Annotated in this window: 21 protein-coding genes; 8 read left to right on the plus strand and 13 right to left on the minus strand. The window is 71.3% G+C overall.

The window, feature by feature from the left end:
• Positions 1–92: 92 nt before the first annotated feature.
• The 5 genes from AC0680_RS26645 to AC0680_RS26665 form a co-directional block, all read right to left on the minus strand.
• Positions 93–1,193: an LCP family protein gene (locus AC0680_RS26645; protein WP_478633297.1), complete on the minus strand. Its 1,101-nt coding sequence runs from the start codon at positions 1,191–1,193 to the stop codon at positions 93–95.
• Positions 1,194–1,209: 16 nt separating this feature from the next.
• Positions 1,210–3,309: a glycosyltransferase gene (locus tag AC0680_RS26650; RefSeq protein WP_478633298.1), complete on the minus strand. Its 2,100-nt coding sequence runs from the start codon at positions 3,307–3,309 to the stop codon at positions 1,210–1,212.
• Positions 3,310–3,470: 161 nt separating this feature from the next.
• Positions 3,471–3,701: a hypothetical protein gene (locus AC0680_RS26655; protein WP_478633300.1), complete on the minus strand. Its 231-nt coding sequence runs from the start codon at positions 3,699–3,701 to the stop codon at positions 3,471–3,473.
• A 461-nt stretch (positions 3,702–4,162) separates the two neighbouring features.
• On the minus strand, positions 4,163–5,719 hold the full coding sequence (locus tag AC0680_RS26660; protein ID WP_478633302.1) for a GMC family oxidoreductase: 1,557 nt from the start codon (positions 5,717–5,719) through the stop codon (positions 4,163–4,165).
• A 90-nt stretch (positions 5,720–5,809) separates the two neighbouring features.
• On the minus strand, positions 5,810–6,895 hold the full coding sequence (locus tag AC0680_RS26665) for a sulfotransferase domain-containing protein (RefSeq protein WP_478633305.1): 1,086 nt from the start codon (positions 6,893–6,895) through the stop codon (positions 5,810–5,812).
• Between AC0680_RS26665 and AC0680_RS26670 the strand changes: the two genes are divergently transcribed.
• The 3 genes from AC0680_RS26670 (at position 6,894) to AC0680_RS26680 (ending at position 9,670) form a co-directional block, all read left to right on the plus strand.
• Positions 6,894–7,475 (plus strand): TetR/AcrR family transcriptional regulator, encoded by a 582-nt coding sequence (locus AC0680_RS26670; protein WP_478633307.1) that lies wholly within the window; start codon positions 6,894–6,896, stop codon positions 7,473–7,475. The two genes, AC0680_RS26665 and AC0680_RS26670, sit on opposite strands and share 2 nt — an antisense overlap.
• A gap of 154 nt (positions 7,476–7,629) precedes the next feature.
• A complete protein-coding gene (locus tag AC0680_RS26675; RefSeq protein ID WP_478633310.1) occupies positions 7,630–8,874 on the plus strand; it encodes a PP2C family protein-serine/threonine phosphatase in 1,245 nt (414 codons plus the stop codon).
• Between the two features lie 142 nt (positions 8,875–9,016).
• Positions 9,017–9,670 carry a DNA alkylation repair protein gene (locus AC0680_RS26680; RefSeq protein ID WP_478633467.1) on the plus strand — a complete coding sequence of 218 codons (654 nt, stop codon included), beginning with the start codon at positions 9,017–9,019 and terminating at the stop codon, positions 9,668–9,670.
• Positions 9,671–9,798: 128 nt separating this feature from the next.
• Here the strand turns inward: AC0680_RS26680 and AC0680_RS26685 are convergent, their stop codons facing one another.
• Complete coding sequence (locus tag AC0680_RS26685; protein WP_478633312.1) at positions 9,799–10,317, minus strand: SixA phosphatase family protein; 519 nt, start codon at positions 10,315–10,317, stop codon at positions 9,799–9,801.
• 410 nt (positions 10,318–10,727) lie between these two features.
• On the opposite strand from AC0680_RS26685, the gene kdpB reads away from it, so the two are divergent.
• The 3 genes from kdpB (at position 10,728) to qcrB (ending at position 15,631) form a co-directional block, all read left to right on the plus strand.
• A complete protein-coding gene (gene kdpB / locus AC0680_RS26690) occupies positions 10,728–12,911 on the plus strand; it encodes a potassium-transporting ATPase subunit KdpB (protein WP_478633315.1) in 2,184 nt (727 codons plus the stop codon).
• Between the two features lie 149 nt (positions 12,912–13,060).
• A complete protein-coding gene (locus AC0680_RS26695; RefSeq protein WP_478633317.1) occupies positions 13,061–13,774 on the plus strand; it encodes an MBL fold metallo-hydrolase in 714 nt (237 codons plus the stop codon).
• Between the two features lie 219 nt (positions 13,775–13,993).
• Positions 13,994–15,631 carry a cytochrome bc1 complex cytochrome b subunit gene (qcrB, locus tag AC0680_RS26700; protein ID WP_478633319.1) on the plus strand — a complete coding sequence of 546 codons (1,638 nt, stop codon included), beginning with the start codon at positions 13,994–13,996 and terminating at the stop codon, positions 15,629–15,631.
• A gap of 28 nt (positions 15,632–15,659) precedes the next feature.
• Here qcrB and ctaF read toward each other — a convergent pair whose 3' ends face one another.
• Together ctaF and ctaD are read right to left on the minus strand one after the other, a co-directional pair.
• Positions 15,660–16,052 (minus strand): aa3-type cytochrome oxidase subunit IV, encoded by a 393-nt coding sequence (gene ctaF / locus AC0680_RS26705; protein WP_478633322.1) that lies wholly within the window; start codon positions 16,050–16,052, stop codon positions 15,660–15,662.
• 6 nt (positions 16,053–16,058) lie between these two features.
• Positions 16,059–17,714: an aa3-type cytochrome oxidase subunit I gene (ctaD, locus tag AC0680_RS26710; protein WP_478633469.1), complete on the minus strand. Its 1,656-nt coding sequence runs from the start codon at positions 17,712–17,714 to the stop codon at positions 16,059–16,061.
• A 331-nt stretch (positions 17,715–18,045) separates the two neighbouring features.
• Between ctaD and AC0680_RS26715 the strand changes: the two genes are divergently transcribed.
• Complete coding sequence (locus tag AC0680_RS26715; RefSeq protein WP_478633325.1) at positions 18,046–18,444, plus strand: hypothetical protein; 399 nt, start codon at positions 18,046–18,048, stop codon at positions 18,442–18,444.
• A gap of 57 nt (positions 18,445–18,501) precedes the next feature.
• On the opposite strand, the gene AC0680_RS26720 is transcribed toward AC0680_RS26715, so the two are convergent.
• Complete coding sequence (locus AC0680_RS26720) at positions 18,502–18,849, minus strand: Ig domain-containing protein (protein ID WP_478633327.1); 348 nt, start codon at positions 18,847–18,849, stop codon at positions 18,502–18,504.
• Between the two features lie 221 nt (positions 18,850–19,070).
• Between AC0680_RS26720 and AC0680_RS26725 the strand changes: the two genes are divergently transcribed.
• On the plus strand, positions 19,071–19,916 hold the full coding sequence (locus AC0680_RS26725; RefSeq protein ID WP_478633329.1) for an alpha/beta fold hydrolase: 846 nt from the start codon (positions 19,071–19,073) through the stop codon (positions 19,914–19,916).
• 102 nt (positions 19,917–20,018) lie between these two features.
• Here AC0680_RS26725 and AC0680_RS26730 read toward each other — a convergent pair whose 3' ends face one another.
• The 4 genes from AC0680_RS26730 to AC0680_RS26745 form a co-directional block, all read right to left on the minus strand.
• Positions 20,019–20,411, minus strand: a complete 393-nt coding sequence (locus AC0680_RS26730) for a hypothetical protein (protein ID WP_478633331.1) — start codon at positions 20,409–20,411, stop codon at positions 20,019–20,021.
• A gap of 220 nt (positions 20,412–20,631) precedes the next feature.
• Positions 20,632–21,564, minus strand: a complete 933-nt coding sequence (locus AC0680_RS26735) for an NADP-dependent oxidoreductase (protein ID WP_478633471.1) — start codon at positions 21,562–21,564, stop codon at positions 20,632–20,634.
• 185 nt (positions 21,565–21,749) lie between these two features.
• Complete coding sequence (locus AC0680_RS26740; protein ID WP_478633333.1) at positions 21,750–22,727, minus strand: GlxA family transcriptional regulator; 978 nt, start codon at positions 22,725–22,727, stop codon at positions 21,750–21,752.
• A 179-nt stretch (positions 22,728–22,906) separates the two neighbouring features.
• On the minus strand, positions 22,907–23,830 hold the full coding sequence (locus tag AC0680_RS26745) for a glutathione S-transferase C-terminal domain-containing protein (RefSeq protein WP_478633336.1): 924 nt from the start codon (positions 23,828–23,830) through the stop codon (positions 22,907–22,909).
• Between the last annotated feature and the right edge of the window lie 355 nt (positions 23,831–24,185).

Raw genomic sequence — 24,185 nt, forward strand, 5'->3', positions numbered from 1 at the left:
GTCCCCCCCCCCCCCCCCCCCCCCCCCCCCCCCCCCCCCCCCCCCCCCCCCACGCCCCCCCCCCCCCCCCCCCCCCCCCCCCCCCGCCGCCCTCACCGGGTCGTCCCGTTCTTCAGGCTCACCGGCCGGTCGTCGTTCAGCTCGCCGAAGAGCCGTCCCGCCCGTGTCCGGTCCCAGAGCACGGCACTGCCCTTGGAGGTGGGGATGCCGACGGCGGACACGGGGACGTTGACCTGCTTGCCGCGGCCGGCCGTGACCCCACGGACGGCCTGGAACAGGGAAGCGAGGTCCAGCAGGCCGGTGTTCCGGTCGACGACGAGGGTGTCCAACCCCGCGTCCAGCGCGGGAAAGACGGCGAACGGATTGAGCACGGTCCCCGGCGTCCCGGCCTGATGGGCGAGGGCGGACAGGAACTTCTGCTGATTGCGGGTACGGCCCAGATCGCCCTGGGCCTCCTGGTGGCGCTGGCGGACGAAGGCGAGCGCCGCGGTGCCGTCGAGGGTCTGGCAGCCCTTCCGCAGGTCGGCGCCGGACTTGTCGTCCTTCAGGTCCCGCTCCAGGCACATCGGGACGCCGCCGACCGCGTCGACGAGGTTCACGAAGCCCGCGAAGCCGACCTCCACGTAGTGGTCGATCGCCAGGCCGGTGTTGTGCTCGATCGTGCGCACCAGCATTTTGGGGCCGCCGAGCGCGAACGCCGCGTTGAGCTTGTTCTTCGCGGGGGCGTGGCGCTTGCCCGTCATGGGGCTGGTGTAGGCGGGGATGGTCAGCCACGAGTCGCGTGGCAGGCTCACCATCGTGGTGCCGCCCGCGCCGGTGTGCAGCAGGATCATCGAGTCCGTGCGGCGGCCGCCGGCCGATCCGGTGTGCAGGTCCCGCTTCTCCCGGTCGGTCAGGCCGCTGCGGCTGTCGGATCCGACGAGGAGGTAGTTGGTGCCCTTGCCGGTGTGCCGGCGGGATTCCGGTGTGCCGAGGTCGATCCGGCTGTCGAGCTTGCCGCCGGCCCAGGCCAGGGCGCCGGCGGGGACGGCCAGGAGGATCACGAGCAGCGCGATGGCCGTCCGCAGCAGGGGCCGCCGGCGCCGGGAGCGGTGGGACCGGGGCCTTGGGGGCGGCTGCCCGGGCCCGTCGGGAATCGGGCCGCCGCCGTCGGATATGCCGCTGCCGGCCCTGCGGCCTGGCGAGTCGCTCATTTCTCACTCTCCTCGGTCACTTCGGCACCACGCCGCTCAGATGCGGCACGGGCTCCGAGAGCAGATGCTGGTTGGCGGTGCCGGTACGGTGCATGCGGTGCCACTTCAACCGGGTGCCGAGCAGGGCGGTGACCACGGACTGGATGACCACGAGGTACAGCAACTGCCGGTAGAAGAACAGCTGGAGCGGTAGCGCCCACAGCGCGCGGAGCCGTTCGTGGTCCAGGTGCAGCGCGTACGCCGCGGTGATCAGCTGGACGACGAGGAAGCCGAGCCAGACCCCGATCGCCTGCGCGGTGTCGCCGAAGCACAGCCCGTACAGGGCGAAGACGTCGACGACCGGCGCGAACAGCGGCAGGACGATCTGGAACAGGGCGAGATAGGTCAGCCCGCGACGGCCGAAGCGCCCGGCCGGGCCGACCTCCAGCACGGCGTGGCGGTGCTTCCACATCGACTGCAGGGTGCCGTAGCACCAGCGGTAGCGCTGCCGCCACAACTGGCTGAAGGTACTGGGAACTTCGGTCCAGGCGATGGCCGTCTCCTCGTAGACCACGCGCCGGCCCACCCGCCACAGGGCCATGGTGAGGTCGGTGTCCTCGGCGAGGGTGTCGTCGCTGATCCCGCCGATGGCGCTCAGCGCGTCCCGGCGGAAGGCGCCGATGGCACCGGGCACGGTCGGCATGCATTCGAGCACCTCGAACATCCGCCGGTCCAGGTTGAACCCGAGGACGTATTCGAGGTGTTGCCAGCGGCCGAGCAGGCTGCGCCGGTTGCCCACCTTGGTGTTGCCGCTGACCGCCCCGATCGTGGGGTCCGCGAGCGGCTGGATGAGCCGGTGGAGGGCGTCCGGCTCGAAGACCGTATCCGCGTCGATCATGACGATGATGTCGCAACGCGCGTAGCTCAGGCCCGTGCTGAGCGCCCCGGGCTTACCGGAGTTGGGCTGCTGCACCACCGTCAGCCGGGGGTCGGCGATGCCCCGGGCGATCTCCGCCGTACGGTCCGTCGACCCGTCGTCGATGACGATGATCTGCAGGTCCCGGTGCGTGGACGCCAGCAGCGAGCGCACCGTGGCCTCGATGCCCGCTTCCTCGTTGTGCGCGGGGACCAGCACCGTCACCGGATCGGTCACCTCGCGCAGCCAGGGCGCACCGGACCGGTGCCGGCGCCGGCGCCGTACGTGCACGCGGGCGAGGAAGCCGAGCAGCAGCAGCCGGAGCACTCCCAGCCCGCCGGCGATCCCCAGCGCCCAGGTCATCGAGCGCGCGAAGGTGTGCCCGATGGACTGGATCCAGATCAGCGCCTCTCCCTGCACCCGCTCGGGCAGGGAGGCCGCAGTGGTGAGCGAGGGCCGGCCGAGCCCGCGCGTGACGGTGGTGAACCGTCCCACCTTCGGGTCGGCCAGCAGCTGTTTGGCCTCCTGGTACCCCAGGGCGGTGTGGCTGAACTGCCGCACCACGCCCTGCGGGGGCTTGCGGGAGCGGTGCGTGGCGGCGACCAGGAGGTACCCCTGGTCCGAGGCGCGCCGTGCGGCCGTCCACTCCGCACCGCACATCGTGTCGGCGGTGGTGGTGTGCGGCAGCCGCAGCAGCCGGGTGTTGACGTCCGCGGCTCCCGCCAGCGCGGTCTGGGTGAGCGAGAGCTCCAGTTGGGAGCGGAGCCGCGAGGCACTGCCCAAGTCGCCGCCGGTGTAGGTGTACGACCCGATCTCATGGCCCTCGTCGCGGATGCGCCGCACCAGTTCCGGGTGGCGGGCCGCCTGGGTTCCGTAGAGGAAGAAGGTCGCGTGCGCGTGCTGGGCGCGCAGCAGGTCGAGCAGTCGAGGTGTCCACACCGGGTCGGGTCCGCCGTCGAAGGTGAGCGCGGCGGTCCGGTGCGCCATCTGCGCGGTCTCGGCGGCGGTGCCGGTGACGCGCAGGACGGGGGCTCCGTTGTCCGCGGACTTCGGTATGGGGCTGGTGCACGCGCGCCTGGTGCGGGCACCGTCGACCTCGTGGGTGGTCCAGCCTTCGAAGAGCAGCGACGCAGCGACTATGGGGAGGATCAGCACCAGCAGTAACCAGTGCCAGCGTGGGGAGTGGCGCAGCGCGTGCCGCGCCTGCCCTGACAACGCCACAATGGGCCCTTTCCGTCGAGGAGACATGCCACGTGCGAGGCGTGCGTCCGCGCCGGCTCGCCGGGCGGCGAGCGCGGATGGGGGGCGCGGACGGACACGCCTCGGGATGGGACCGGCCGGGCTTCACACCCGGTGGGTGCGGCGCGCCGGTCCGGCGTTTCTCACGGGGCAGGTCTGGTCTCGACGGGGGCCCGGGATGCGTGGTGGCCGACGGGTACCGCCGGCCCGGAGGTGTGGGCGGGCGCCGCAGGACGGGCGTCGTCGGGGACGCCGGGCTCGTGGTGGGCGGTGTGCCCCGGTAGCGGTCCGGCCTTTCCCGGCGCCGGCTTGGCGTCCGGTTGCTGGAGGCCGCCGAACACGACGGCGAGGAGCACGAGATATCCGGTGCACATGCACCCTGCGGTCAGCGCTGCATGTCCCAGGAGGCGTCGACGCCTGCCTGACGTGTCGACAAATACCGGACGATTGCGCTGCTTACCGGGGCGAATGCTGTGGGGGGTAGCGGTTCGCATGGAGCGTGAGTGTAACCAGATACCGCGAATGAGAATAGGAAAGGGCAGCCCCGCGAACCCGTTAACGAGCCCTAACAGCGGGGTTTGTACTGTGAAGTAACTCACGGCCCCGGGCGATAGCGCGACTAATTGAACTGCTTACTACGCAGGCCTTGTTCGGATTGGTCCGACTGGCCGGGAACGGGCCACTCCGAGGCGGCTTGTACACACGGAGAAGCCTCGACGGGGGCATGGCCGGCCCGCGTCGTGGCGCCCGGTATTTCCGGCCCCGGCACGGTGGATTCCGACGGCGAGTACGTCTCCGTCGCACCGCCGAGCAGGCCGTCCTCGCGCCGGGAAGGTCAGGCCGGCGCCGGGAAGTCGCGCATCATGTCCGCCGCCTTCTCGGCGATCATGATGGTGGGGGCGTTGGTGTTGCCCCGTACGACGGTGGGCATCACGGAGGCGTCCACCACCCGCAGCCCGCGCACACCGTGCACCCTGAGCCGGCCGTCGACCACCGGGCCGATGGCGCAGGTGCCCGCCGGGTGGTACAAGGTCTGCAACTCCCGCCGCGCGAAGTCCAGCAGGCCGTCGTCGGTCAGCGACTCGGGGACGCGGAAGTCGGCCCTGCGGTGCTTGCGCAGGCTCGGCTGGTCGGCGACGTCCAGCAGCAACCGCACGGCCCGTACGACCGTCGCGCGATCGTCCTCGGTGGCCAGATAGTTGTGCAGAATGCGCGGTTGGGCGCTGGGCAGCGCCGAGCGCAGCGAGACCTTGCCCCGGCTGGTGGGGGTCAGCAGGACCGCGCCGCACATGAAGGCGTGGTCGAAGACCGGGCCGAGGCCCTCGTCGTGGAACATCACCGGGGTGGCGTGCACCTGGATGTCGGGGGCGTCGAGGCCTTCGCGGGTCCGGTGGAATCCGCCGGCCTCGCCGACGTTGGAGGTGAGCGGGCCGCGGCGTTCGGCCTCCAGGAGGCGGACGTTGTCCGGTGACTCGGCGGTCAGCAGGGTTTCGGTGTCGGTCAGGTACAACAGCCCGACGTGCGGGTGGTCCTGCAGGTTCTCCCCCACCGGGAGGTCCACCCGGGGTGTGATGCCGTGCGCCGCCAGCTCGTCGGCCACACCGATGCCGGACAGCATGAGCAGCTGCGGGGAGTTGTACGCACCGGCGCAGAGCACCACCTCGCGTCCGGCGCGCACCTGCCGCGGCTCACCGCCGCGGTCCAGCTCGACGCCGCTCGCGCGCTCGCCGTCGAACAGCACGCGCGTGCAGGTGGCGCCGGTGAGCACCTCCAGGTTGGGGCGGGTCAGGGCGGGTCGCAGATAGGCGTCCGCGGTGCTGCAACGCATGCCCTCGCGCTGGGTGAGGTGGTAGTAGCCGACGCCGTCCTGTTCGGGGCCGTTGAAGTCGGCGGTGTACGGGTGGCCGGCCTCCTGGGCGGCCGCAACGTAGGCGGCCATCAGGGGATGCCGGGAGCGGCCCTCGCTGACCGTGAGCGGTCCCCCGGTCCCGTGCCAGGGCGATCTGCGCCCCTGGAAGTCCTCGGCACGCAGGAAGTACGGCAGGACGTCGTCCCAGCTCCACTCCTCGGCGCCGGCGGCGGCCCAGCCGTCGTAGTCGTGGCGGTGGCCGCGGATGTAGATCATCGCGTTCATCGACGACGAGCCGCCGAGCATCCGGCCCCGGGGCAAGAACGTGCGGCGGCCGCCCAGCCCTGGTTCGCGCTCGCCCAGGTAGCTCCAGTCGTACTTCGTACGGAACAGCTTGCTGAAGGCGGCGGGGATATGGATCTCCGGCGCGTCGTCCGTCGGCCCGGCCTCGACGAGCAGCACCCGGACGTCCGGGTCCTCGGTGAGCCGGGACGCCAGCACGCACCCGGCCGAGCCGGCACCCACGATGATGTAGTCGTACACCCGTCCCCCTCCCGCGGCCTGCACACGAACCCCTCCAGCCAAGCCGTACCGGCACCCCCGCTCACACCGGGAAACCGGCCATTGTCGATGTCACGCCCGGGGGACGGCGCCGGCGTGCCGCCGAGGGCGCGGTTCCGCCGCCAGGGCGGCCTCCTGCCATGGCAGGACCAGACGGCGACGCACCAGACCGTTGACATGGCCGGTCTGCTCGCGGGTGAGGTGGGCGCGAAAACCCCCGACGGCGACGCCGCGGGCCTTGAGGGACTCCGGGTACCCGAAGTCCACCGCCCCGCGCAGCGCCTCCGGTCCGGCCGGCGGCAGCCCGCAGAAGCGCAGTACGCGGGCGAGCTCTCCGGCGGTGTCGGCGGCCAGCCGCTCGTAGGAGGTGAGCAGGAACGCCGCCGGCACGTCCTGACGGGCGTGCCAGATGTTCCAGAAGGTCAGGCAGGTGCGCACGCTGCCTTCCGCCTCGGTCAGGAACGTGCCGAGCTCACCGGAGTAGGGATCGTCCTTCCGGCGGGTGCGCTGGAAGTAGCAGGAGACGACGGTGTCCCGGACGTCGCGAAGGAGGAGGACGACCTTCCGGCCGCGGTAGAAGCTCTTGTCCCAGGACAGCTGTTCCGGGGTCCGCCGGCCGACCCGGTCGTCGTGCCGGAAGACGATGCGCGGCACAGCGGAATCGACCGCACTGAATTCCGTGAGTTCCAGATCGCGGCAGATTTCCATCGGCAGGCCGCGGGTCTCGGAAATGGCCTTGGCCATCAGGACACGCAGCCAGCTCCGGCCGCACTTGGGGAACGAAACGACATGGACGTCGCCGTCCGCATCAACCGTTCCCGCGGCGGTCCGCGGTGCAGCAGAAGGAGCGGAAACGGCGGAAAAAGGGGACATCACAGCGTTGCATTGTGATCGTCGCCGGCGGCCATGGCAATGAATCCGGGATATCCGCCAGTGGCACGGAGAGCGCACGGGGCGCACGGATAAGCGCACACCCCGCCTGGAACGCGAGGGAATTGGCCACGCATCCGTGCCGTGAACCGGGGCGGCCATGGCGCAATTCGACGCTGCCCGGCACTGCTCGGATATCGACGTCACCGGGGCCCCCGGCACGGACCCGCAGGTGTAACGGATCAACTTTCGCATCAGGTCAACCGTGGCGGGTAGGGTGAACGTCATGACCGAGACGACGGGGCGCCGCGAGCGCAAGAAGGCGCGAACGCGCCAGGCCCTGGCGGACGCCGCCCTGCGGCTCTTCCTGGAGCACGGCTACGACAACGTCGGCGTCAGGGACGTGGCGGAAGCGGCGGACGTGTCGGTGACCACCCTGTTCAAGCACTTCCCCAGCAAGGAGGCGCTCGTCTTCGACGAGGACGAGGACCATGAGGCCGCCCTGGTCGCCGCCGTGCGCGACCGGGCCCCGGGCCGGCCCGTCCTGCACGCCCTGCGCGACCATGTGGCGCGCACCCGCCTGTCCCTCCCCGACGGCGCCGCGGACGCGGCCGCCTTCATCCGGCTGGTGAACGCCACCCCCGCCCTCCAGGAGTACGTCGACCGCATGTGGCTGCGGCACGAGACCGCCCTGGCAGCCGCCATCGCCGAGGCGACGGGCGCCCCCGAAGGCGATATCGGCGCCGCGGCGCTGGCCCACTTCGTCATGGAGAGCCCGCGCCTGGTCCGCGGGCACGACGACCCCCGGCGCGCCCTGCACGAGGTGTTCACCCTGCTGGAACAGGGCTGGGGAGACGGCTCGCCCTGAGCTGTCGCGCGGCGCACCCCGGCCGGCCGGTCGCGCCGGAGGAAGGGGCACCGGCACCGGCACCGGCCGCGGCCCGGCGCGCGCGGGCGCCCGGCGCCTCATAGATTGGTCGGGTGAGCGGGTCCGTGGGCTGCGGGAAGACAGGCGGGCGCGCGTGAGGAGACCGGATCTCGATCACGCGGCGCTGTTCGCCGCGACACCGAGCGCATGCCTCGTCCTCGATCCGGAGCTGATGATCGTGGACGTCAACCGGGCGTACCTCCAGGCGACCGACCGCACCCGGGACGAGCTGATCGGGCAGTACGTCTTCGACGCCTTCCCGGACAACCCCGCCGACCCCGAGGCCGCGGGCGTGCAGGAGCTGACCGACTCGCTGCGCCAGGTACTGGTCTCCCGGGAACCGGGCCCCATGGCGGTCCAGAGGTACGACATCTCCGTCCGCGGCCGGCCGGGGGTGTTCGAGGAGCGGTGGTGGTCCACGATCAACACCCCGGTCCTGGGGCCGGACGGCAAGGTGGCGTGGATCATCCACCGGGTGGAGGACGTGACCGCGTTCGTCCGCTCCCGCCGGGCCCGGCAGCTGCCCGGCGGACAGCTGAGCGAACGTGAGGAGGCGATGGAGGCCGAGCTGTACGTCCGGGCGCGTGAGCTGCAACGGCTCAACGAGGAACTCCGCCGGGCACACGCCCGCGAACGCCAGGTCGCCCTCACCCTGCAGGAGGCCATGCTCCACTCCCCGGACCTCGCCCGGCACCATGACATCGCGGTGCGCTACCTCCCCGCCATCGGCTCACTGAACGTCTGCGGCGACTGGTACGACATCATCGACCTGCCGGAGAACGGATTCGCCGTCGCGGTCGGCGACGTCGTCGGGCACGGCCTGGAGGCCGCCGCCGTCATGGGCATGCTCCGCAGCGCCCTCAGCGCCGCCGCGCGCTCCGTGCACGACCCCGCCCGGGCACTGACGGTGCTGGGCCTGTACGCCCGTTCCATCGAGGGTGCCCTGGCCACGACCGCGGTCCAGGCACTGGTCGACACCGCCGACCACCGGATCTTCTACAGCAGCGCCGGTCACCCGCCGCCCGTCCTGCTGCACCCCGACGGCACCCACGACATCCTCGACGGAGCCACCGACCCGCCTCTGGGCGCCCGCCCCGAACACGTGCTCCGCCCCCAGGCCCAGCTGCCCTACACCCCCGGCGACTCCCTCGTCCTCTACACCGACGGGCTCATCGAACGCCGCGACGAGGACATCGACACCAGCCTGGCCCGCCTCACCGACGCCCTCGCCCCCTGCAGCCGACTCAGCCCGGAGCGCCTCGCCGACGCGCTGCTGGCCCGCCTCGGCGTCAGCGCCGGCGCACGCGACGACATCGCCCTTGTGGCCGTGCGCCTCTGAGAAGCCGTCCGAGGCGGTCATGGACGCCGGACCGGTGCGCACGGCGGGGGGCCGACTTCCGTCATAGGCTGCATCTCGCACGTGAGGACGGGAGGCCGAGGTGGCCGGGACGGCAGGGACCGGGACGACGGTCGCCGAGGTGATGGCCGAACTGGCCGGGCTCGACGACCCCAGGACACGCAAGGTCAACGAGAAGCACGGTGACGATCACGGTGTGAACCTCGGCAGGCTGCGCGCGCTCGCCAAGCGGCTGAAGACGCAAGGGGAACTCGCGCGGCAGCTCTGGGCGACCAACGACAGCGCGGCGAGGCTGCTGGCGATCCTGATCTGCCGCCCGAAGGCCTTCGCGCGCGACGAGTTGGACGCCATGCTGCGCGAGGCCCGCACACCCAAGGTGCACGACTGGCTCGTGAACTACGTGGTGAAGAAGAACCCGCACGCCGAGGAGCTGCGCCTCTCCTGGTCCGCCGATCCGGATCCGGTGGTCGCGAGCGCCGGCTGGGCGCTGACCGCCGAACGCGTGGCGAAGCAGCCCGAGGGCCTCGACCTCGCGGGACTGCTGGACGTCGTCGAGGCGGAGATGACGGACGCCCCGGACCGCCTGCAGTGGGCGATGAACCACTGCCTGGCGCAGATCGGGATCGAGCACGCCGAGTACCGCGCCCGTGCGATCGACATCGGTGAGCGCCTGGAGGTGCTCAAGGACTACCCGACCTCCCCGGGCTGCACGTCTCCGTTCGCGCCCCTCTGGATCACCGAGATCGTGCGCCGGCGGGACGGCGAGACGGTGGCTTGATCGGCGGTGGCCGGCCGTCGCGGGCATGGTGACGGTCGAGCGGCCGGGAGCCCCAACCCCGGGCCCGAGAAGCCGAGTTGGGACGACGCGGCCGACCGGCCCCGTAGCGCGCCGGTGACACCGCCGGATCAGCGCGACCCGCGCGCCACCGCCACGTCGGTGAGCAGCGCCGTTCGCGGCGCGGCCGCCGGCCAGGCGCCCTGCTGGGTGAGCACGGCGATCGCGCAGGTCGGGAACTTCTCCCGGGTTCGTTCGAGGGCGTCACCGAGCGCCTCCGCGGCAAGCAGCAGGACCAGGTCCTGGACCGCGGGACTGTGGCCGACCAGCAGCAAGGTGCGCACGCTGTCCGGGGTTTCGCGGACGACGGCGAGCAGCTCGGCGGCCTCCGCGCCGTAGAGCCGGGGGTCGTGACGGACCGGGGGCGGCTGGTCGAGCTGTGCGGCGGCCAGTTCCCAGGTCTGCCGGGTGCGTTCGGCGGTGGAGCAGACGACCAGGTCCGGGACGCAGTCCGCGGCCTGCAGCCAGCGGCCCGCGGCGGGGGCGTCGCGCCGTCCGCGCTTGCCGAGCGGCCGCTCGTGGTCTGCCACGTCCGGCGGCCAGGCGGACTTGGCATGTCGCAGGACGACCAGTCGGCGCAGTTCCGCCACGGGGCCTCCTCACAGGGTCCGCGCCCGGCCGGACGGCGTGCTGACGGTACCCACACGGTCAGCGGTCGACTCGACGATACCGCGCGCGAAGTGGAGAACGGCTGAGCAGCGCACGCCGCCGCTCCGCGTGGCGCCCCCCGGCAGCACATGCGGAGGGCGGGCCGGAACTGCGGCCGGGCGTCAAGGTCGCGTAAGGCCGGGCCGGATTTGCGGACCGGGGCCGTAAGAGAGCCGCAAATTCCCTACGGGGCAGGGCTTGTGGCGCCCCGCGTCGCCGTAGGTTCGGTCCCGGCTGACGGATGCGCGAAGCGGCCACGCTCCGCCCACCGGGCCCGCCGTCCTCGGCCACCGTCCCCAGGCCGTCCGGCCGCCCGCCCAGGCAGGAGGCCGCGCTCCCAGAAAGTCTTCCCATGGTTCCCGCCCCACCCCACGCCCCGACCACGCCGACGTCCTCGGCCACCGGGACGGGCTCCCACCCCCCGCAAGGCGCCCCGGCGCAGGGCGGCCGCCGGCGACGACGACGGGAGCCGGGCGGGCTCCTCGACCCCAAGGTGCTGCTGACCTCCCTGCCCGAGGCGCTGCGCAAGATGCACCCTCGGGCGCTGGCCACCAACCCCGTACTGTTCGTCGTGGCCTGCGGCTCCGGCCTGACCACGCTCTCGGCGCTGAGCGACCCGTCCGTCTTCACCTGGGTCATCAGCGGCTGGCTCTGGCTGACCGTCGTCTTCGCCAACCTGGCGGAGGCGGTCGCCGAGGGCCGCGGCCGGGCCCAGGCCGCGTCGCTGCGCAAGGCGCGTACGGACATCTCCGCACGGCGGCTGCGGGACAACTGGCGGGTCGGCATCGACCTGCGGGGCGCCGTGACCGAACCGGTCGCCGCCGCCGACCTGCAGCCCTTCGACTTCGTACTGGTCGAGGCGGGCGAGGTGATCCCGGCGGACGGCGAGGTGGTCGACGGCGTGGCCGCGGTCGACGAATCGGCGGTCACCGGCGAATCGGCACCCGTCATCCGCGAGTCCGGAGGCGACCGCTCCGGCGTCACCGGCGGCACCACGGTCCTGTCCGACCGGCTGGTCGTCCGCGTCACCTCCCGCCCCGGGCACTCCTTCCTGGACCGGATGATCGCCCTGGTCGAGGGCGCGACCCGGCAGCGCACCCCGAACGAGATCGCGCTGCACATCCTGCTCGCCGCGCTCACCATCGTCTTCGTCCTCGTCGTCGTCACGGTGCAGCCGATGGCCTCCTACGCCGGCGCCGCCCAGCAGACCGCGGTGCTCGTCGCGCTGCTCGTCACCCTGATCCCGACGACGATCGGCGCGCTGCTCTCCGCGATCGGCATCGCCGGGATGGACCGGCTCGTCCAGCGCAACGTGCTGGCCATGTCGGGGCGTGCGGTCGAGGCCGCCGGCGACATCAACACCCTCCTGCTCGACAAGACCGGCACCATCACCCTCGGCAACCGCGAGGCGGTCGCCTTCGTCCCGCTGCCCGGCATCGACGAACTCCGGCTCGCCGACGCGGCCCAGCTCTCCTCCCTCGCCGACGAGACGCCCGAGGGCCGCTCCGTCGTCGTCCTCGCGAAGGACAGGTACGAGCTGCGGGCGCCTGCCGAAGGGGAACTGCAGCACGCCGAGTACGTCGACTTCAGCGCGCAGACCCGGATGAGCGGCGTAGATCTGCGCTGGGCGGACGGGTCCGCTTGCCGGGTCCGCAAGGGCGCGACGGCTCAGGTCGTCGCGTGGGTGACCGGTCTCGGCGGCCAAGTGCCCGCCGAGGCACGGATGTTCACCGACGCGATCGCGGCGTCCGGCGGCACTCCCCTGCTCGTCGCGGTGCACGACCAGCACGGGGCGCGGGTACTCGGCGTCGTCCACCTCAAGGACATCGTCAAGGACGGCATCCGCGAACGCTTCGCCGAGCTGCGCCGGATGGGCATCAGGACGATCATGGTCACGGGTGACAACCCGCTCACGGCCAGGGCCATCGCCCTGGAGGCGGGCGTCGACGACTACCTCGCCGAGGCCACCCCCGAGGACAAGCTCGCCCTGATCGCCCAGGAACAGGAGGGCGGCAAGCTGGTGGCGATGACCGGTGACGGCACCAACGACGCCCCCGCGCTGGCCCAGGCGGACGTCGGCGTGGCCATGAACACCGGGACCTCGGCCGCCAAGGAGGCTGGGAACATGGTCGACCTGGACTCCGACCCGACCAAGCTCATCGAGATCGTCGAGATCGGCAAGCAGCTCCTGATCACCCGGGGCGCGCTGACGACCTTCTCGATCACCAACGACGTCGCCAAGTACTTCGCGATCATCCCCGCGATGTTCGCCGGCGCCTACCCGGGCCTGTCGGCCCTGAACATCATGGGTCTGCACAGCCCGACCTCCGCCATCACCTCCGCGATCATCTTCAACGCGCTCATCATCATCGCCCTGATCCCCCTCGCCCTGCGCGGCGTCCGCTACACCCCCGCCTCCGCCCACGACCTGCTGCGCCGCAACCTCACCCGCTACGGACTCGGCGGCCTGATCGCCCCGTTCGTCGGCATCAAACTCATCGACCTGCTGGTCTCCCAGATCCCCGGGCTCGGCTGAGCACCACCAGGGGGCCGGCCGGCGCCCGTCCCTCCCCCGCCCCGTCCGCTGCCGGCGTACGGGGCGGACGGCCGCCCACGGTCTTGCCAGGATGACGACGGGGAGGAGTGCCCCGAGGAACGGACGACCTGAGGCGGAGGAACGCACCGATGGGGAAGAACACGCCAGTACGCCGACTCGATCTGGGGTACTTCATCCGACCGGCATCGGAGGCCGGCGGCCCGCACCCACGGGTCGAGCCCGTGCTCGGCTACCTCGTACGGCACGACCAGGGGCTGATCCTCTTCGACACCGCCATCGGCAGCGGATCCCCCGAGGCCGACGCGCACTACCGGCCCCGGCGCCGCCCCTTGCCGGACGCCCTCGCGGCCGCCGGCGCCGCCCTCGCGGATGTCTCCCTGGTCGTGAACTGCCATCTGCACTTCGACCACTGCGGCGGCAATCCCCTGCTGGGCGGTGTGCCCATCCTGGTGCAGCAGGCGGAGCTGGCCGCCGCCCGCCGGGGCGGTTACACCATCGACGCGCTCGTCGACTTCCGCGGCGCGACGTATGACGAGCTCGCCGGTGAGGCCGAGATCCTGCCCGGGGTCTGGATCATCCCCACACCCGGGCACACCGAGGGGCACCAGTCGCTGGTGGTCCGTCAGAACGACGGTTCCGTCGTCCTCGCCGGACAGGCCCATGACGTCGCGTCCGGGTTCGCCGCCGACCATCTGGCCCGCCACGCCGAGCGGGCGGGCGACGAGCGGCCCCTTCCCCCCTACCGGCCGTGGCTGGACCGGCTCACCGCGTTCGACCCGCGCCGCGTGCTCTTCGCCCACGACTGCTCGGTCTGGGAACCGCCGCACGGCGCGGGTGGATAGGCGCATTCCGCGGCGGCCCGCCGAATTCCGCACCGGACCGCCGACTTCACCAAGGGCCGTCCCGTAACCCCTGGCGGAAAACTCCTGCCGACGACTGGCGGCCGTCCCTGCCGTGTTCCCGGTGCAATTCTCAGTACATTACGCACGAGGGGGTGTCTCGGGCACCATCCGGTTGAAGCGACCAGACAGCGGCCAGTCGACGCGTGAGGAGCGCGGTGCATGGTTTTCCGGAAGCGCACAGAATGGCTCGGGAGCAGGCTGCAGGGCGCGGCCGAACAAGGCTTCCGTCGCCTCGACGAGCGGCTGCCGGCGGCATCGGCGGGAAAACTCCTGCGCAAGGCGTTTCCGGACCACTGGGCCTTTCTGCTCGGCGAGCTGGCGCTCTACAGCCTTTTGGTGCTGGTGCTCACCGGCGTCTTCCTGGCGTTCTTCTTCGACCCGGACATGGCCGAGATCACCTACCACGGCTCCTACACCCCCTTGCACGGCACGCGGATGACCCGGGCATACGCCTCCACCCTCCACATCAGCTTCGATGTGCGCGGCGGACTGCTCATCCGCCAGGTGCACCACTGGGCGGCCCTCACGTTCCTGGCCAGTATCGGCGTGCACATGCTGCGCATCTTCTTCACCGGTGCCTTCCGCCGGCCCCGCGAGGGCAACTGGCTGATCGGTGTGACGCTCTTTCTGCTGGCCCTGCTGGAGGGATTCTGCGGATACTCCCTGCCGGACGATCTGCTGTCCGGCACCGGTCTGCGCACCGCGGACACCATCATCGGCTCCATTCCCGTCGTCGGGACCTACCTCTCCTTCTTCTCCTTCGGCGGCGAGTTCCCCGGAAACGACATCATTCCGCGTCTGTACGCCCTTCACATTCTCCTGGTACCCGGCCTCCTCATCGGGCTCGTCACGGTGCATCTCATTCTTGTGGTGTATCTCAAACACACACAGTGGCGCGCCCCGGGAAGAACCAACGGGAATGTGCTCGGTCAGCCGATGTTTCCGCAATGGCTCACGAAGTCCACCGGGCTCCTCCTCATCCTGTCGGCGGTCTTCGCCGTCCTCGGGGCGGTCGGCCAGATCAACCCGGTCTGGGACTACGGCCCCTTCCAGGCGGACCAGGTGTCCACCAACGCGCAACCCGACTGGTACGTGGGATTCCTGGAAGGCGCGCTGCGGTTGATGCCTCCTTGGGAGACCGACCTGTGGGGTCACACCATCATGTGGAACGTCTTCATCCCCGCGGTGGCGCTTCCCGGAGTGCTCTTCGGTGTGCTGTACGCCTACCCCTTCTTCGAGAGGTGGGTGACCGCCGACCGCGGTGAACGCCATCTGTGTGACCGCCCGCGCGAGCAGCACACCCGTACCGCTTTCGGAGTCGCGGCGATCTGCTTCTACGCGGTGCTCCAACTGGCGGGCGGGAACGATGTCATCGCCTTCGTCTTCGGCCTGTCGATCAATGCCCTGACCTGGGTGCTGCGCGCGGCGGTGGTGATCGTTCCCGTGCTCGGGTTCCTGGTCACCAAGTGGCTGTGCCTGGCACTGCAGCACCGCGATCGGGAGCGGCTGGCCGAGGGCGAGGAGACCGGGCAGGTCCACCAGTCCGTGTACGGCGGCCTCTACGAGGAGCACCGGCCGCTGCCCGCCGCGCAGCGCCACACGGTCCTGACGCGGCCCGCGTCGCGGGCCCTGGAGGCGCCCCCCGCCGAGGTCGCCGAAGCCCTTCCCCGGCGGCAACGGCTGCGCCTCGCACTGAGCCGCTGGTACTACCGCGACCAGGTGGTCCTGCCGTCCGTGCGGCAACAGGAGCAGCAGGCCGCGCCGGTCCCCGGCGGGCCGGGGGCGGACGGCTCGTAGCGTCCGGTCCGTGGCTTCTGAAGGAGTGTCAGGGTTCGCGATCCCCGTATTCGTAGAGGAAGCCGAAGACGCCGCCGGCCAGGAGACCCAGGCCGATGAGGAACAGCCACAGCCCGTAGACGACACCCAGCGCGGCCACGGCGTATCCGACGGCGGTCATGAAGGGGCAGATGCTGCGCGGCGGGAAGAAGTCCACCGGCCCGGACCGCTGCTGGATCTCGGCGTCCTTGTGGTCCTCGGGGCGGGAGCCGTGCTTGCGCTGCTGCACGTAGAGGAAGAGGAACACCAGGGCGCTCATGAGGAAGGACACGGTGAGCGCGGTCGAGCCGACCGGTTCGGCGTCCGACCACCACGTATAGCCGATCGCCGTCACGGCGAAGAACAGGGTGACGCCGCCGAAGAGACAGGTTTCCATCTTCATCGTCGATCACTCGGCCGCGGTGTCGGGGGGACGGGGGGATTCCTGGTCGATCGGCGGCCGGGAACCGGCGGCGGGCACGGGCACCCGTTCGCCGACTTCCGGATGGTGCAGATCGAAGGCCGGTGAATCGGAGCGGACGCGCGGCATCGTGTGGAAGTTGTGACGGGGCGGCGGGCAGGAGGTCGCCCACTCCAGCGATCTGCCGAAGCCCCAGGGGTCGTCCATACCCACGTGCGGGGCGTAACGGGCGGTGTGCCAGACGTTGTACAGGAACGGCAGTGTGGAAGCGCCGAGCAGGAAGGAGCCGGCCGAGGAGACCGAGTTCAAGACGGTGAAGCCGTCGGCGGCCAGGTAGTCCGCGTATCGGCGGGGCATCCCCATCTCGCCCAGCCAGTGCTGCACCAGGAACGTGCACTGGAAGCCGAGGAACAGCGTCCAGAAGTGGACCTTTCCGAGCCGCTCGTCCAGCATCTTCCCGGTCCACTTGGGCCACCAGAAATAGAATCCGCCGAACATCGCGAAGACGACCGTGCCGAACAGCACGTAATGCAGGTGCGCCACGATGAAGTAGCTGTCGGTGACCTGGAAGTCCAGGGGCGGGGACGCGATGAGCACACCGCTGAGCCCACCGAGCAGGAAGGAGACAAGGAATCCGATGCTCCACAGCATCGGGGTCTCGAACGACAGGCTCCCGTGCCACATGGTGCCGATCCAGTTGAAGAACTTCACACCGGTCGGCACCGCGATCAGGAAGGACAGTACGGCGAAGAACGGCAGCAGCACCGCCCCGGTCGCGAACATGTGATGGGCCCACACCGAGGCGGACAGCATGGTGATGGCGATCGTGGCACCGACCATACCGACATACCCGAAGATCGGTTTGCGGCTGAACACCGGGATGATTTCGGAGATCACGCCGAAGAACGGCAGCGCGACGATGTAGACCTCCGGGTGCCCGAAGAACCAGAAGAGGTGCTGCCACAGGATCGCGCCCCCGTTCGCGGCGTCGAAGACATGCGCACCGAACTTCCGGTCCGCCTCCAGCACCAGGAGCGTGGCCGCCAGCACCGGGAACGCCAGCAGAGCCAGGATGGAGGTGAACAGCACGTTCCAGCTGAAGATCGGCATCCGGAACATCGTCATGCCGGGGGCGCGCAGACACACGATCGTGGCGATGAAGTTCACCGCGCCCAAGATCGTGCTCAGACCGGCCACGACGAGCCCCATGATCCACAGATCGCCGCCCGGTCCGGGCGAGAACACCGGGCCGTTCAGGGGTGCGTAGGCGAACCAGCCGAACGACGCGGCCCCACCGGGAACGATGAAGCCCGATACCACCATGAGGCCGCCGAGCAGAAACAGCCAGTATGTAAAGGCGTTCAGCCGCGGGAAGGCGACGTCCGGCGAACCGATCTGGAGCGGCATCACCGCGTTGGCGAAGCCCGCGAACATGGGGGTGGCGAAGAGCAGCATCATGACCGTGCCATGAATGGTGAAGAGCTGGTTGTACTGCTCGTGGGAGACCAGCTGGAGTCCGGGCTCGGCGAGTTCGGCCCGCATCAGCATGGCCAGCGTTCCGGCGAAGAGGAAGAATCCGAATGCGGTGACCATGTACAGGTTGCCGATGACCTTGTGATCGGTCGTCGTGAGCCATCCCAGCACGACCCGGCCCGGCCTCGAACGGTCCTTCTCCGGTGCCGACCGCTCGGCCTCCTCAACCTCCGCCACTACGCCCCTTCCACCTTCGACACATCCCACCGCGGAAATTCCTCTCCGCCATAATGGCCGCTCCCCGGCGGGCCATCGCGTGTGTACGGGGGGCCGTAGGGGTGAAAAGCGCGAAACGCGCGGCGGGACGGCGGCGGGTCTTCATTGCGCCACCCGGCTGATTGTGGCCGGCGAGCGTTTCGGCTCCAGCGGGTTGCCGGCGTCACGGGCCGCCGGCGGCAGGACGATACCTCCGGCATCACAAGAGGAAACGGCAAGGAGCATCGTGAGAAGCGTTGTGCGGGCGGGAAGTATCGCCGGGGCCTGCGGCCTCGTTCTGCTGAGCGCCGGAATCGCCCGGGCCCAGCCCATTCCGGATCTGCTGGACGCCGCGGTGGGCGCCGACCTCGTCTCCCTTACGGGTGCGCCTCAGGGAGTGGCGTGCAACAACCGGTTCGGCAACATCAACTACCACGCACCCGCGACCAGGGACTCCCGCGCCTGTCTGAACGGCCCCGTGCACAGCGGTAACACCCTGCACGGCGGAAACTTCCGCAACCACGGGAATCCGAACGACAGCGGCAACGTCACCAGCACCAACGGGTCCACCACCAGCAGCAATTTCGTCGAGGGTGCCGCGCAGGGGAGCAAGAACAACATCCAGCGCGTCGTCAAGCGGCGCTGAGCCCGCAGCGGCCGCCACGCCTCCGCCGGCCCGCACTCCGGGCCGGCGGGGTGGGCGTCACAGATCGACCGTGACCTCGACCTGCTCGGGGGCCGCGCCGGCAGCGGTGACGACGAAGACCGCGACGCCGTCGGAATCGCCGGCCACGAGCGGCGACGTCCGCGCATAGCCGTCGACGTCCGTCCGTACCGTGATGGTCTGCCGGTCCCCTTCGAAGAGGGCCTGCTCGCTCGTGGACACCCAGGAGAACGTCACCTCGGCGTCGGACACCGGACGGCGGGAGCCGCTGTCGACGAGCCGGGCCGTCAGCGGCTGGGCGAAGGTGTCACGGCGGCCGGCGTGCTGCCCCGTGCCCCCGGTCGGCTGGATGACGAGTGTCTGCGCCGAGCCCGATTCCGCACTCATGCCGCCTCCTGACGGAAAGACCTTGTTCATGGCGAGGTGCCCGGCTGCGTATCCCGGGGATGCCGGTGATGGTAAGCAGGGCACGGTGCCGGACTCGTGTGCGACCTCCGCATTCGCCCGGAGTTCCTGCGTTGGGGTGACGGAAGGAGCCGGGTCGGTCCTGGCGGACCGTGCGCGCCAATTCGCTTGTCGCGGCCCGGTACGGCGATGAGGATGGCGCCATGCCCACTCTCACCGCTGTCGACGGCACCGAACTCGCCTACCACGAGGTGGGTGAGGGCGAGCCGCTGCTCTGCCTGCCCGGTGGCCCGATGCGCGCCTCCGCCTACCTCGGCGACCTCGGCGGACTGTCGAAGCGGCGCCGGCTGGTCCTGCTCGATCTGCGCGGCACCGGTGACTCCGGCATCCCCCGCGACCCGGCGACGTACCGCTGCGACCGGCAGGTCGACGATGTCGAGGCCCTCCGCGCGCACCTCGGTCTGGACCGGATCGACCTTCTCACGCACTCCGCGGGCGGCGATCTCGCCCTGCTGTACGCGGCTCGGCACCCGGAGCGCGTCCGCAGCCTCACCCTGATCACCGCCCGTGCTCGCGCCCTCGGCGTCGACTTCACCGAGGAGCACCGGCGCGAGGCGGCCGCCCTGCGCGCCCCGGAGCCCTGGTTCCCGGCCGCGTACGCCGCCTACGAGGCCGTCTGGGCCGGCTCCACGAGCGACGACGACTGGGACGCCGTCGCCCCGTTCTTCTACGGCCGTTGGGACGCGGCCGCGCAGGCGCACGCGGCATCCGAGGTGGCCCAGTGCAACGACGAGGCCGGGGAGCGGTACGCGGCGGCCGGCGCGTTCGAACCGGCCGCGGCGCGGGCCGCCCTCGCCGGGTGGGACGCGCGGGTCCTGGTCCTCGCGGGTGAACTGGACAGCGGTCCGCTCCCCCGCGTCGCCGCCGACATCGCGCGGCTGCTGCCCCGGGGCGAGCTGACCGTCCAGCCGGGAGCCGGCCACTACCCCTGGCTGGACGACCCGCGGCTGTTCGTCCAGGCCGTCGCGGCGTTCCTCGACCAGCAGTAGGCCGACGGGCGCGAGCGCGGTCGGCCCGGCGACCGGGACCTGCGATGCGGCCGTCTGCTCAGGGGGAGGGCGAGGGTGGCGGCGACGCCGCGGGCGGGGAGGTCAGTTGGGCGCGAGCAGAACGGAGTTGTACGGGGTGTAGTCGTAGTCGGCGTACGTACCGGCGCTCTGGATGCCCTGGCAGCCGGTGCCGTTGTAACCGGTGCAGTTGCGGGCGATGGCGCCGCCGGTCTGGTTGTTGAAGAGCCTCTTGACGCCGAACTGGTTGCTGAGGTTGTGGGCGCCGTAGGTGTACCACTTGTAGGTGGGATGGCCGCCGTTCCACCCCGCGTTCGGGTAGAGGCACACATACCCGGACGGGCATCCCTGGTACTCCCCCGCCGTGCCGGCCGCGTGCGCGGCGTCCGCGCTCACACCGAGCGTCAACAGCGCGCCGCCGGCGAGCGCGGCGGCCGCCGCCACCGTCTTCCTGATCGTGCCACGGACCTGACGCATGGAACGTCCCCCCTGTCGATGACACGGCCGCGCACCGGTATCGCGGCCGTCTTCCGCATCTGAATCCTGCACGCGCTCCGGGAGCCCGACCAACCGCAAATTCGGCCATTCCGGGCCAATCACACAACCACCACGCACCACGCGAACGTCGTGTTCTGCACCCGGTGTCGCGAGGGGCGGCCGGCCGGTCCCACGGAGCATCAGCCGGTGCGGCGGGGGATCAGCGCACGGTGAGCACGAGCTTGCCGGTGGTGCGGTTCGTCTCGCCCAGCGCGTGCGCCTTGGCGGCTTCCGAGAGCGGCAGCGCCGCGTCGACGTGGACGCGCAGCGTGCCGGCTTCGACGAGGTCGGCGACCGCCCGCATGCCGGCCTGGTCGGCCTCGACGATCATCGCCTCCAACCGGACGCCCAACTCGGCCGACTTCTTGGCCTCTTCCTCCGTAACGGGGGGCACGATCGAGACGACGAGGCCGCCCGGGCGCAGCACGTCGAGGGACCGGGTGCGGATGTCGCCGCCGAGGGTGTCCAGGACGATGTCGACATCGCTGACGACGTCGGCGAAGTCGGTGGTGCGGTAGTCGATGAGCTCGTCCGCGCCCAGCTCCCGCAGCAGGTCGTGCTTGGCGGCGCTGGCCGTTCCGATGACGTGGGCGCCCCGGGCCTTGGCGATCTGTACGGCGAGGTGGCCCACGCCGCCGGCGGCCGCGTGGATCAGCACCCGCTGCCCGGGCCGGATGTCCGCGGTGTCGACCAGCGCCTGATGGGCCGTGAGGGCGGCGAGCGGGATGGCACCCGCCTCGATGTGGCCGATGGCGGACGGCTTGGGGACGAAGGCCCGCGCGGGGCCGATGGCGTACTCGGCGTACGCGCCGACACCGGAGGGGTAGGGCAGCATCCCGAAGACCTCGTCACCCGGCTTGAAGAGGGTGACACCGAGGCCGACGGCCTCGACGACGCCGGAGACGTCCCAGCCGAGGACGAACGGCGGCGGCCCCACGGAGAGGGCGCCCGCGCGGTGCTTCCAGTCGGTCGGGTTGACGCCGGCCGCGTGGACGGCGACGAGGATCTCGCCGATGCCGGGTGCGGGCCGCGGGAGCTCGACCTCGGTGAGGACCTCGGGGCCGCCGTGGGCGTTCTGGCTGATGGCACGCATGGTGGGAGATGTGGCGCGGTGCGCCGTCGAGTCGGTCATATCCCCAGACTGGCGGCATCCGCGTCACACGACAATGGCAAGATAGACAGCATTCGATGGGATCGTGCCACGCTCACGCTCGTGGCGGTCCGCGCCCACATGCCGCTCATGCGTCGCCGGCCCTGCACCGGTCATGCGTCACCGGGTCATGCGTCACTGGTCGCCTGGAACGCTCGTCGGTAGGCCAGCGGGGAGACGCCGATCACCGAGTGCAGATGCTGGCGGAGCGAGATGGCGCCGCCGAAGCCGACTTCGTGGGCGATCCGCTCGACGGACAGGTCGGTGGTCTCCAGCAGCCGGCGGGCCTGATGGACGCGCTGCTGGATCACCCAGCGGCCCGGGCTTGTGCCGGCCTCCTCGGTGAAGCGGCGGGCGAAGGTACGGGGGCTCATCTCGGCATGCGCCGCGAGGTCGGCGAGGGTGAGGGGCTGGTCGAGGCGCTCCAGGGCCCACTCGCGAGTGGCGGCGGTCCCGGTCGTGCCCGGCCCGGGCACCGGCTGTTCGATGTACTGGGCCTGACCGCCGTCCCGCCAGGGCGGTATGACGCAGCGGCGCGCGATGTGGTTGGCGACCTCGCTGCCGTGGTCCTTGCGGACGAGGTGGAGGCAGAGGTCCACGCCCGAGACGGCGCCGGCCGAGGTGAGGATGTCCCCGTCGTCGATGAACAGCACGTCGGGGTCGAGGGTGACGTGCGGGAACAGCCGGCGGAAGGTGTCCGCGAGGACCCAGTGGGTGGTGGCGGTGCGTCCGTCGAGCAGGCCGGCCGCCCCGAACAGGAAGGCGCCCGTGCAGATCGACACCAGCCGGGTACCGGGGCGGATACGGGCCATGGCAGCGGCCATGGCCGGCGCGAGCCGGTCGGAGAGCAGGCTGTGGTCATAAGGCGGGACGACGACCGTGTCGGCGGTCTCCAGGGCCTCGGGGCCGTGGTCGGGGGTGACCGAGAAGTCCGCACCGGTCCGCACCGGGAGGCCGTCGGCGGTGCAGGTGACCACCTCGTACAGGTGCCTCGCCTCGCCGAAGACGCGGTTCGCGATGCCCAGCTCGAACGGGTAGACGCCGTCGAGGGCCAGCACGACGACGCGGTGGACGGACGGCTGCGACGGCTGCTGCGTCGACCTCATGACATCGACCTCATGGCATCATTCTATCGAACATCCATGATCGTGCCATTTCCGCCGACGGCAGCGGGCGCGTGCGGCCGTCGCCGACCGGCGCACACGCCACGGCCGCCACCCCGGCCGAACCAGGTCCGCACTGCGCGCCCGGCCCGGCCACGGGGTGAGGATCCGCCCGCCTCAGGTCAGCGGGGGCAGGGCGCGCCCCGCCCGGGTGTGTGCGCCGCCGTCCAGTCCAGGATCTGCACCGCCGCACCGGCGGCCTCCCGCCCCTGACAGCGCGCATGGTGCCGGCGGGCGATGCCGTCCAGGTCGAGGTGGGAGCCGAAGGCGGGCAGGGCGGCCAGCCGGCGCGCATACGACCACAGCCGACGGTGGCCGGCGATGCGGTGTACCGCCGCGGCGTCCAGATGCCAGCGGTGCACGGTGTCGAGCTGCACCAGCGTCACCCACAACTGGACGTCCGCGGCGGTGAGTTCACCGCCCAGTACGTACTCCCGGCCGGCCAGCAGCTGATCCAGTGACTCCAGTGCCCTGAGCAGGGTCGTCAGCGCGACCCCGTATGCCGGGCCGCCGACGCCTACCCGGCCGGCGCGCTGCGCGGCCTCGTTGACGTCCTGCGCGCAGAGCCGCCCGACCGCCGCTATGCCGCTGCGGGCCTCGCACGGATACAGCACGGGCCCCTCGGCGCCGAACCGTTCGGCCAGGTCCCGCAGGATGTCGGGGGTGTGCGTGCTGACGATCCGCCCCGTCCATCCGTCGCTGAGCACCGGCGCCGCGGCCGGCCCGGGGTGCTGGTGCGAACTGGCCTCGTACAACGGGCGCAGCGTGGCGTATCCGCCGTCCGCGCCGTCGGGGACGGCGGGCAGCAGCGTCACCGGGAGGGTGTCGCCGAGGTCCAGCAGGCTGTGGGTGATGGCGATGCTCAGACAGTGCGGACAGGACAGCGTCAGGTGCAGGCGGTAGCGGTGCGGCACGGCGTAGTGGCCGCTGCGCGCATCGCCGCCGATCCTGCCGCGCAGGGGCGGTACGGCGTTGGGGGAGGTGGCGGAATCCTGGCTTGTGGCGGAGTGCTGGGCTGCGGCGGACACAGCGGACGTGGCGGACATGCGGCTCCCTGGGGTCCGGGGCCGGTGCGCGGGCGTACGACGGGGTGCGGGCGCGCGGACCGGCGGAGGTAGGGGTGGAGGTACGGCGGATGCGCCTCGGGCGGCGGGCAGGCGGCGGCGTCGGCGCGGGCCCGGCCGCGGCGGGGGTGCGGCGGGGAACGAGGGACGGCGCGGCGCGGCCGCGACCGCCCTCAGCGGAGCAGACTGGCCGCGCTGCAGACGCGCAGGAGATCGATGTGCCGGCGCGAGGTCAGCGGGGGAAGCGGCCGAAAGGCGCGGACCGCGCGGTCACCGGCCGACCCTGCACGCCCCATGATTTCCCACCCGTTCGCTAGGGTTCCCGCCCCCGAGTGTC

It is taken from the genome of Streptomyces sp. NPDC043738, assembly GCF_056436545.1.

Bases quoted from the DNA above. Each gene is read 5' to 3' on its own strand.
- AC0680_RS26665 (WP_478633305.1), bottom strand. From the start codon at position 6,895: ATGACGTTCACCCTACCCGCCACGGTTGACCTGATGCGAAAGTTGATC.
- AC0680_RS26745 (WP_478633336.1), bottom strand. From the start codon at position 23,830: ATGTCCGCCACGTCCGCTGTGTCCGCCGCAGCCCAGCACTCCGCCACA.
- AC0680_RS26720 (WP_478633327.1), bottom strand. From the start codon at position 18,849: ATGAGTGCGGAATCGGGCTCGGCGCAGACACTCGTCATCCAGCCGACC.
- kdpB (WP_478633315.1), top strand. From the start codon at position 10,728: ATGGTTCCCGCCCCACCCCACGCCCCGACCACGCCGACGTCCTCGGCC.
- qcrB (WP_478633319.1), top strand. From the start codon at position 13,994: ATGGTTTTCCGGAAGCGCACAGAATGGCTCGGGAGCAGGCTGCAGGGC.
- AC0680_RS26645 (WP_478633297.1), bottom strand. From the start codon at position 1,193: ATGAGCGACTCGCCAGGCCGCAGGGCCGGCAGCGGCATATCCGACGGC.
- AC0680_RS26655 (WP_478633300.1), bottom strand. From the start codon at position 3,701: ATGTGCACCGGATATCTCGTGCTCCTCGCCGTCGTGTTCGGCGGCCTC.
- AC0680_RS26725 (WP_478633329.1), top strand. From the start codon at position 19,071: ATGCCCACTCTCACCGCTGTCGACGGCACCGAACTCGCCTACCACGAG.
- ctaF (WP_478633322.1), bottom strand. From the start codon at position 16,052: ATGAAGATGGAAACCTGTCTCTTCGGCGGCGTCACCCTGTTCTTCGCC.
- AC0680_RS26735 (WP_478633471.1), bottom strand. From the start codon at position 21,564: ATGCGTGCCATCAGCCAGAACGCCCACGGCGGCCCCGAGGTCCTCACC.
- AC0680_RS26680 (WP_478633467.1), top strand. From the start codon at position 9,017: ATGGCCGAACTGGCCGGGCTCGACGACCCCAGGACACGCAAGGTCAAC.
- AC0680_RS26670 (WP_478633307.1), top strand. From the start codon at position 6,894: ATGACCGAGACGACGGGGCGCCGCGAGCGCAAGAAGGCGCGAACGCGC.
- AC0680_RS26695 (WP_478633317.1), top strand. From the start codon at position 13,061: ATGGGGAAGAACACGCCAGTACGCCGACTCGATCTGGGGTACTTCATC.
- AC0680_RS26740 (WP_478633333.1), bottom strand. From the start codon at position 22,727: ATGAGGTCGACGCAGCAGCCGTCGCAGCCGTCCGTCCACCGCGTCGTC.
- AC0680_RS26730 (WP_478633331.1), bottom strand. From the start codon at position 20,411: ATGCGTCAGGTCCGTGGCACGATCAGGAAGACGGTGGCGGCGGCCGCC.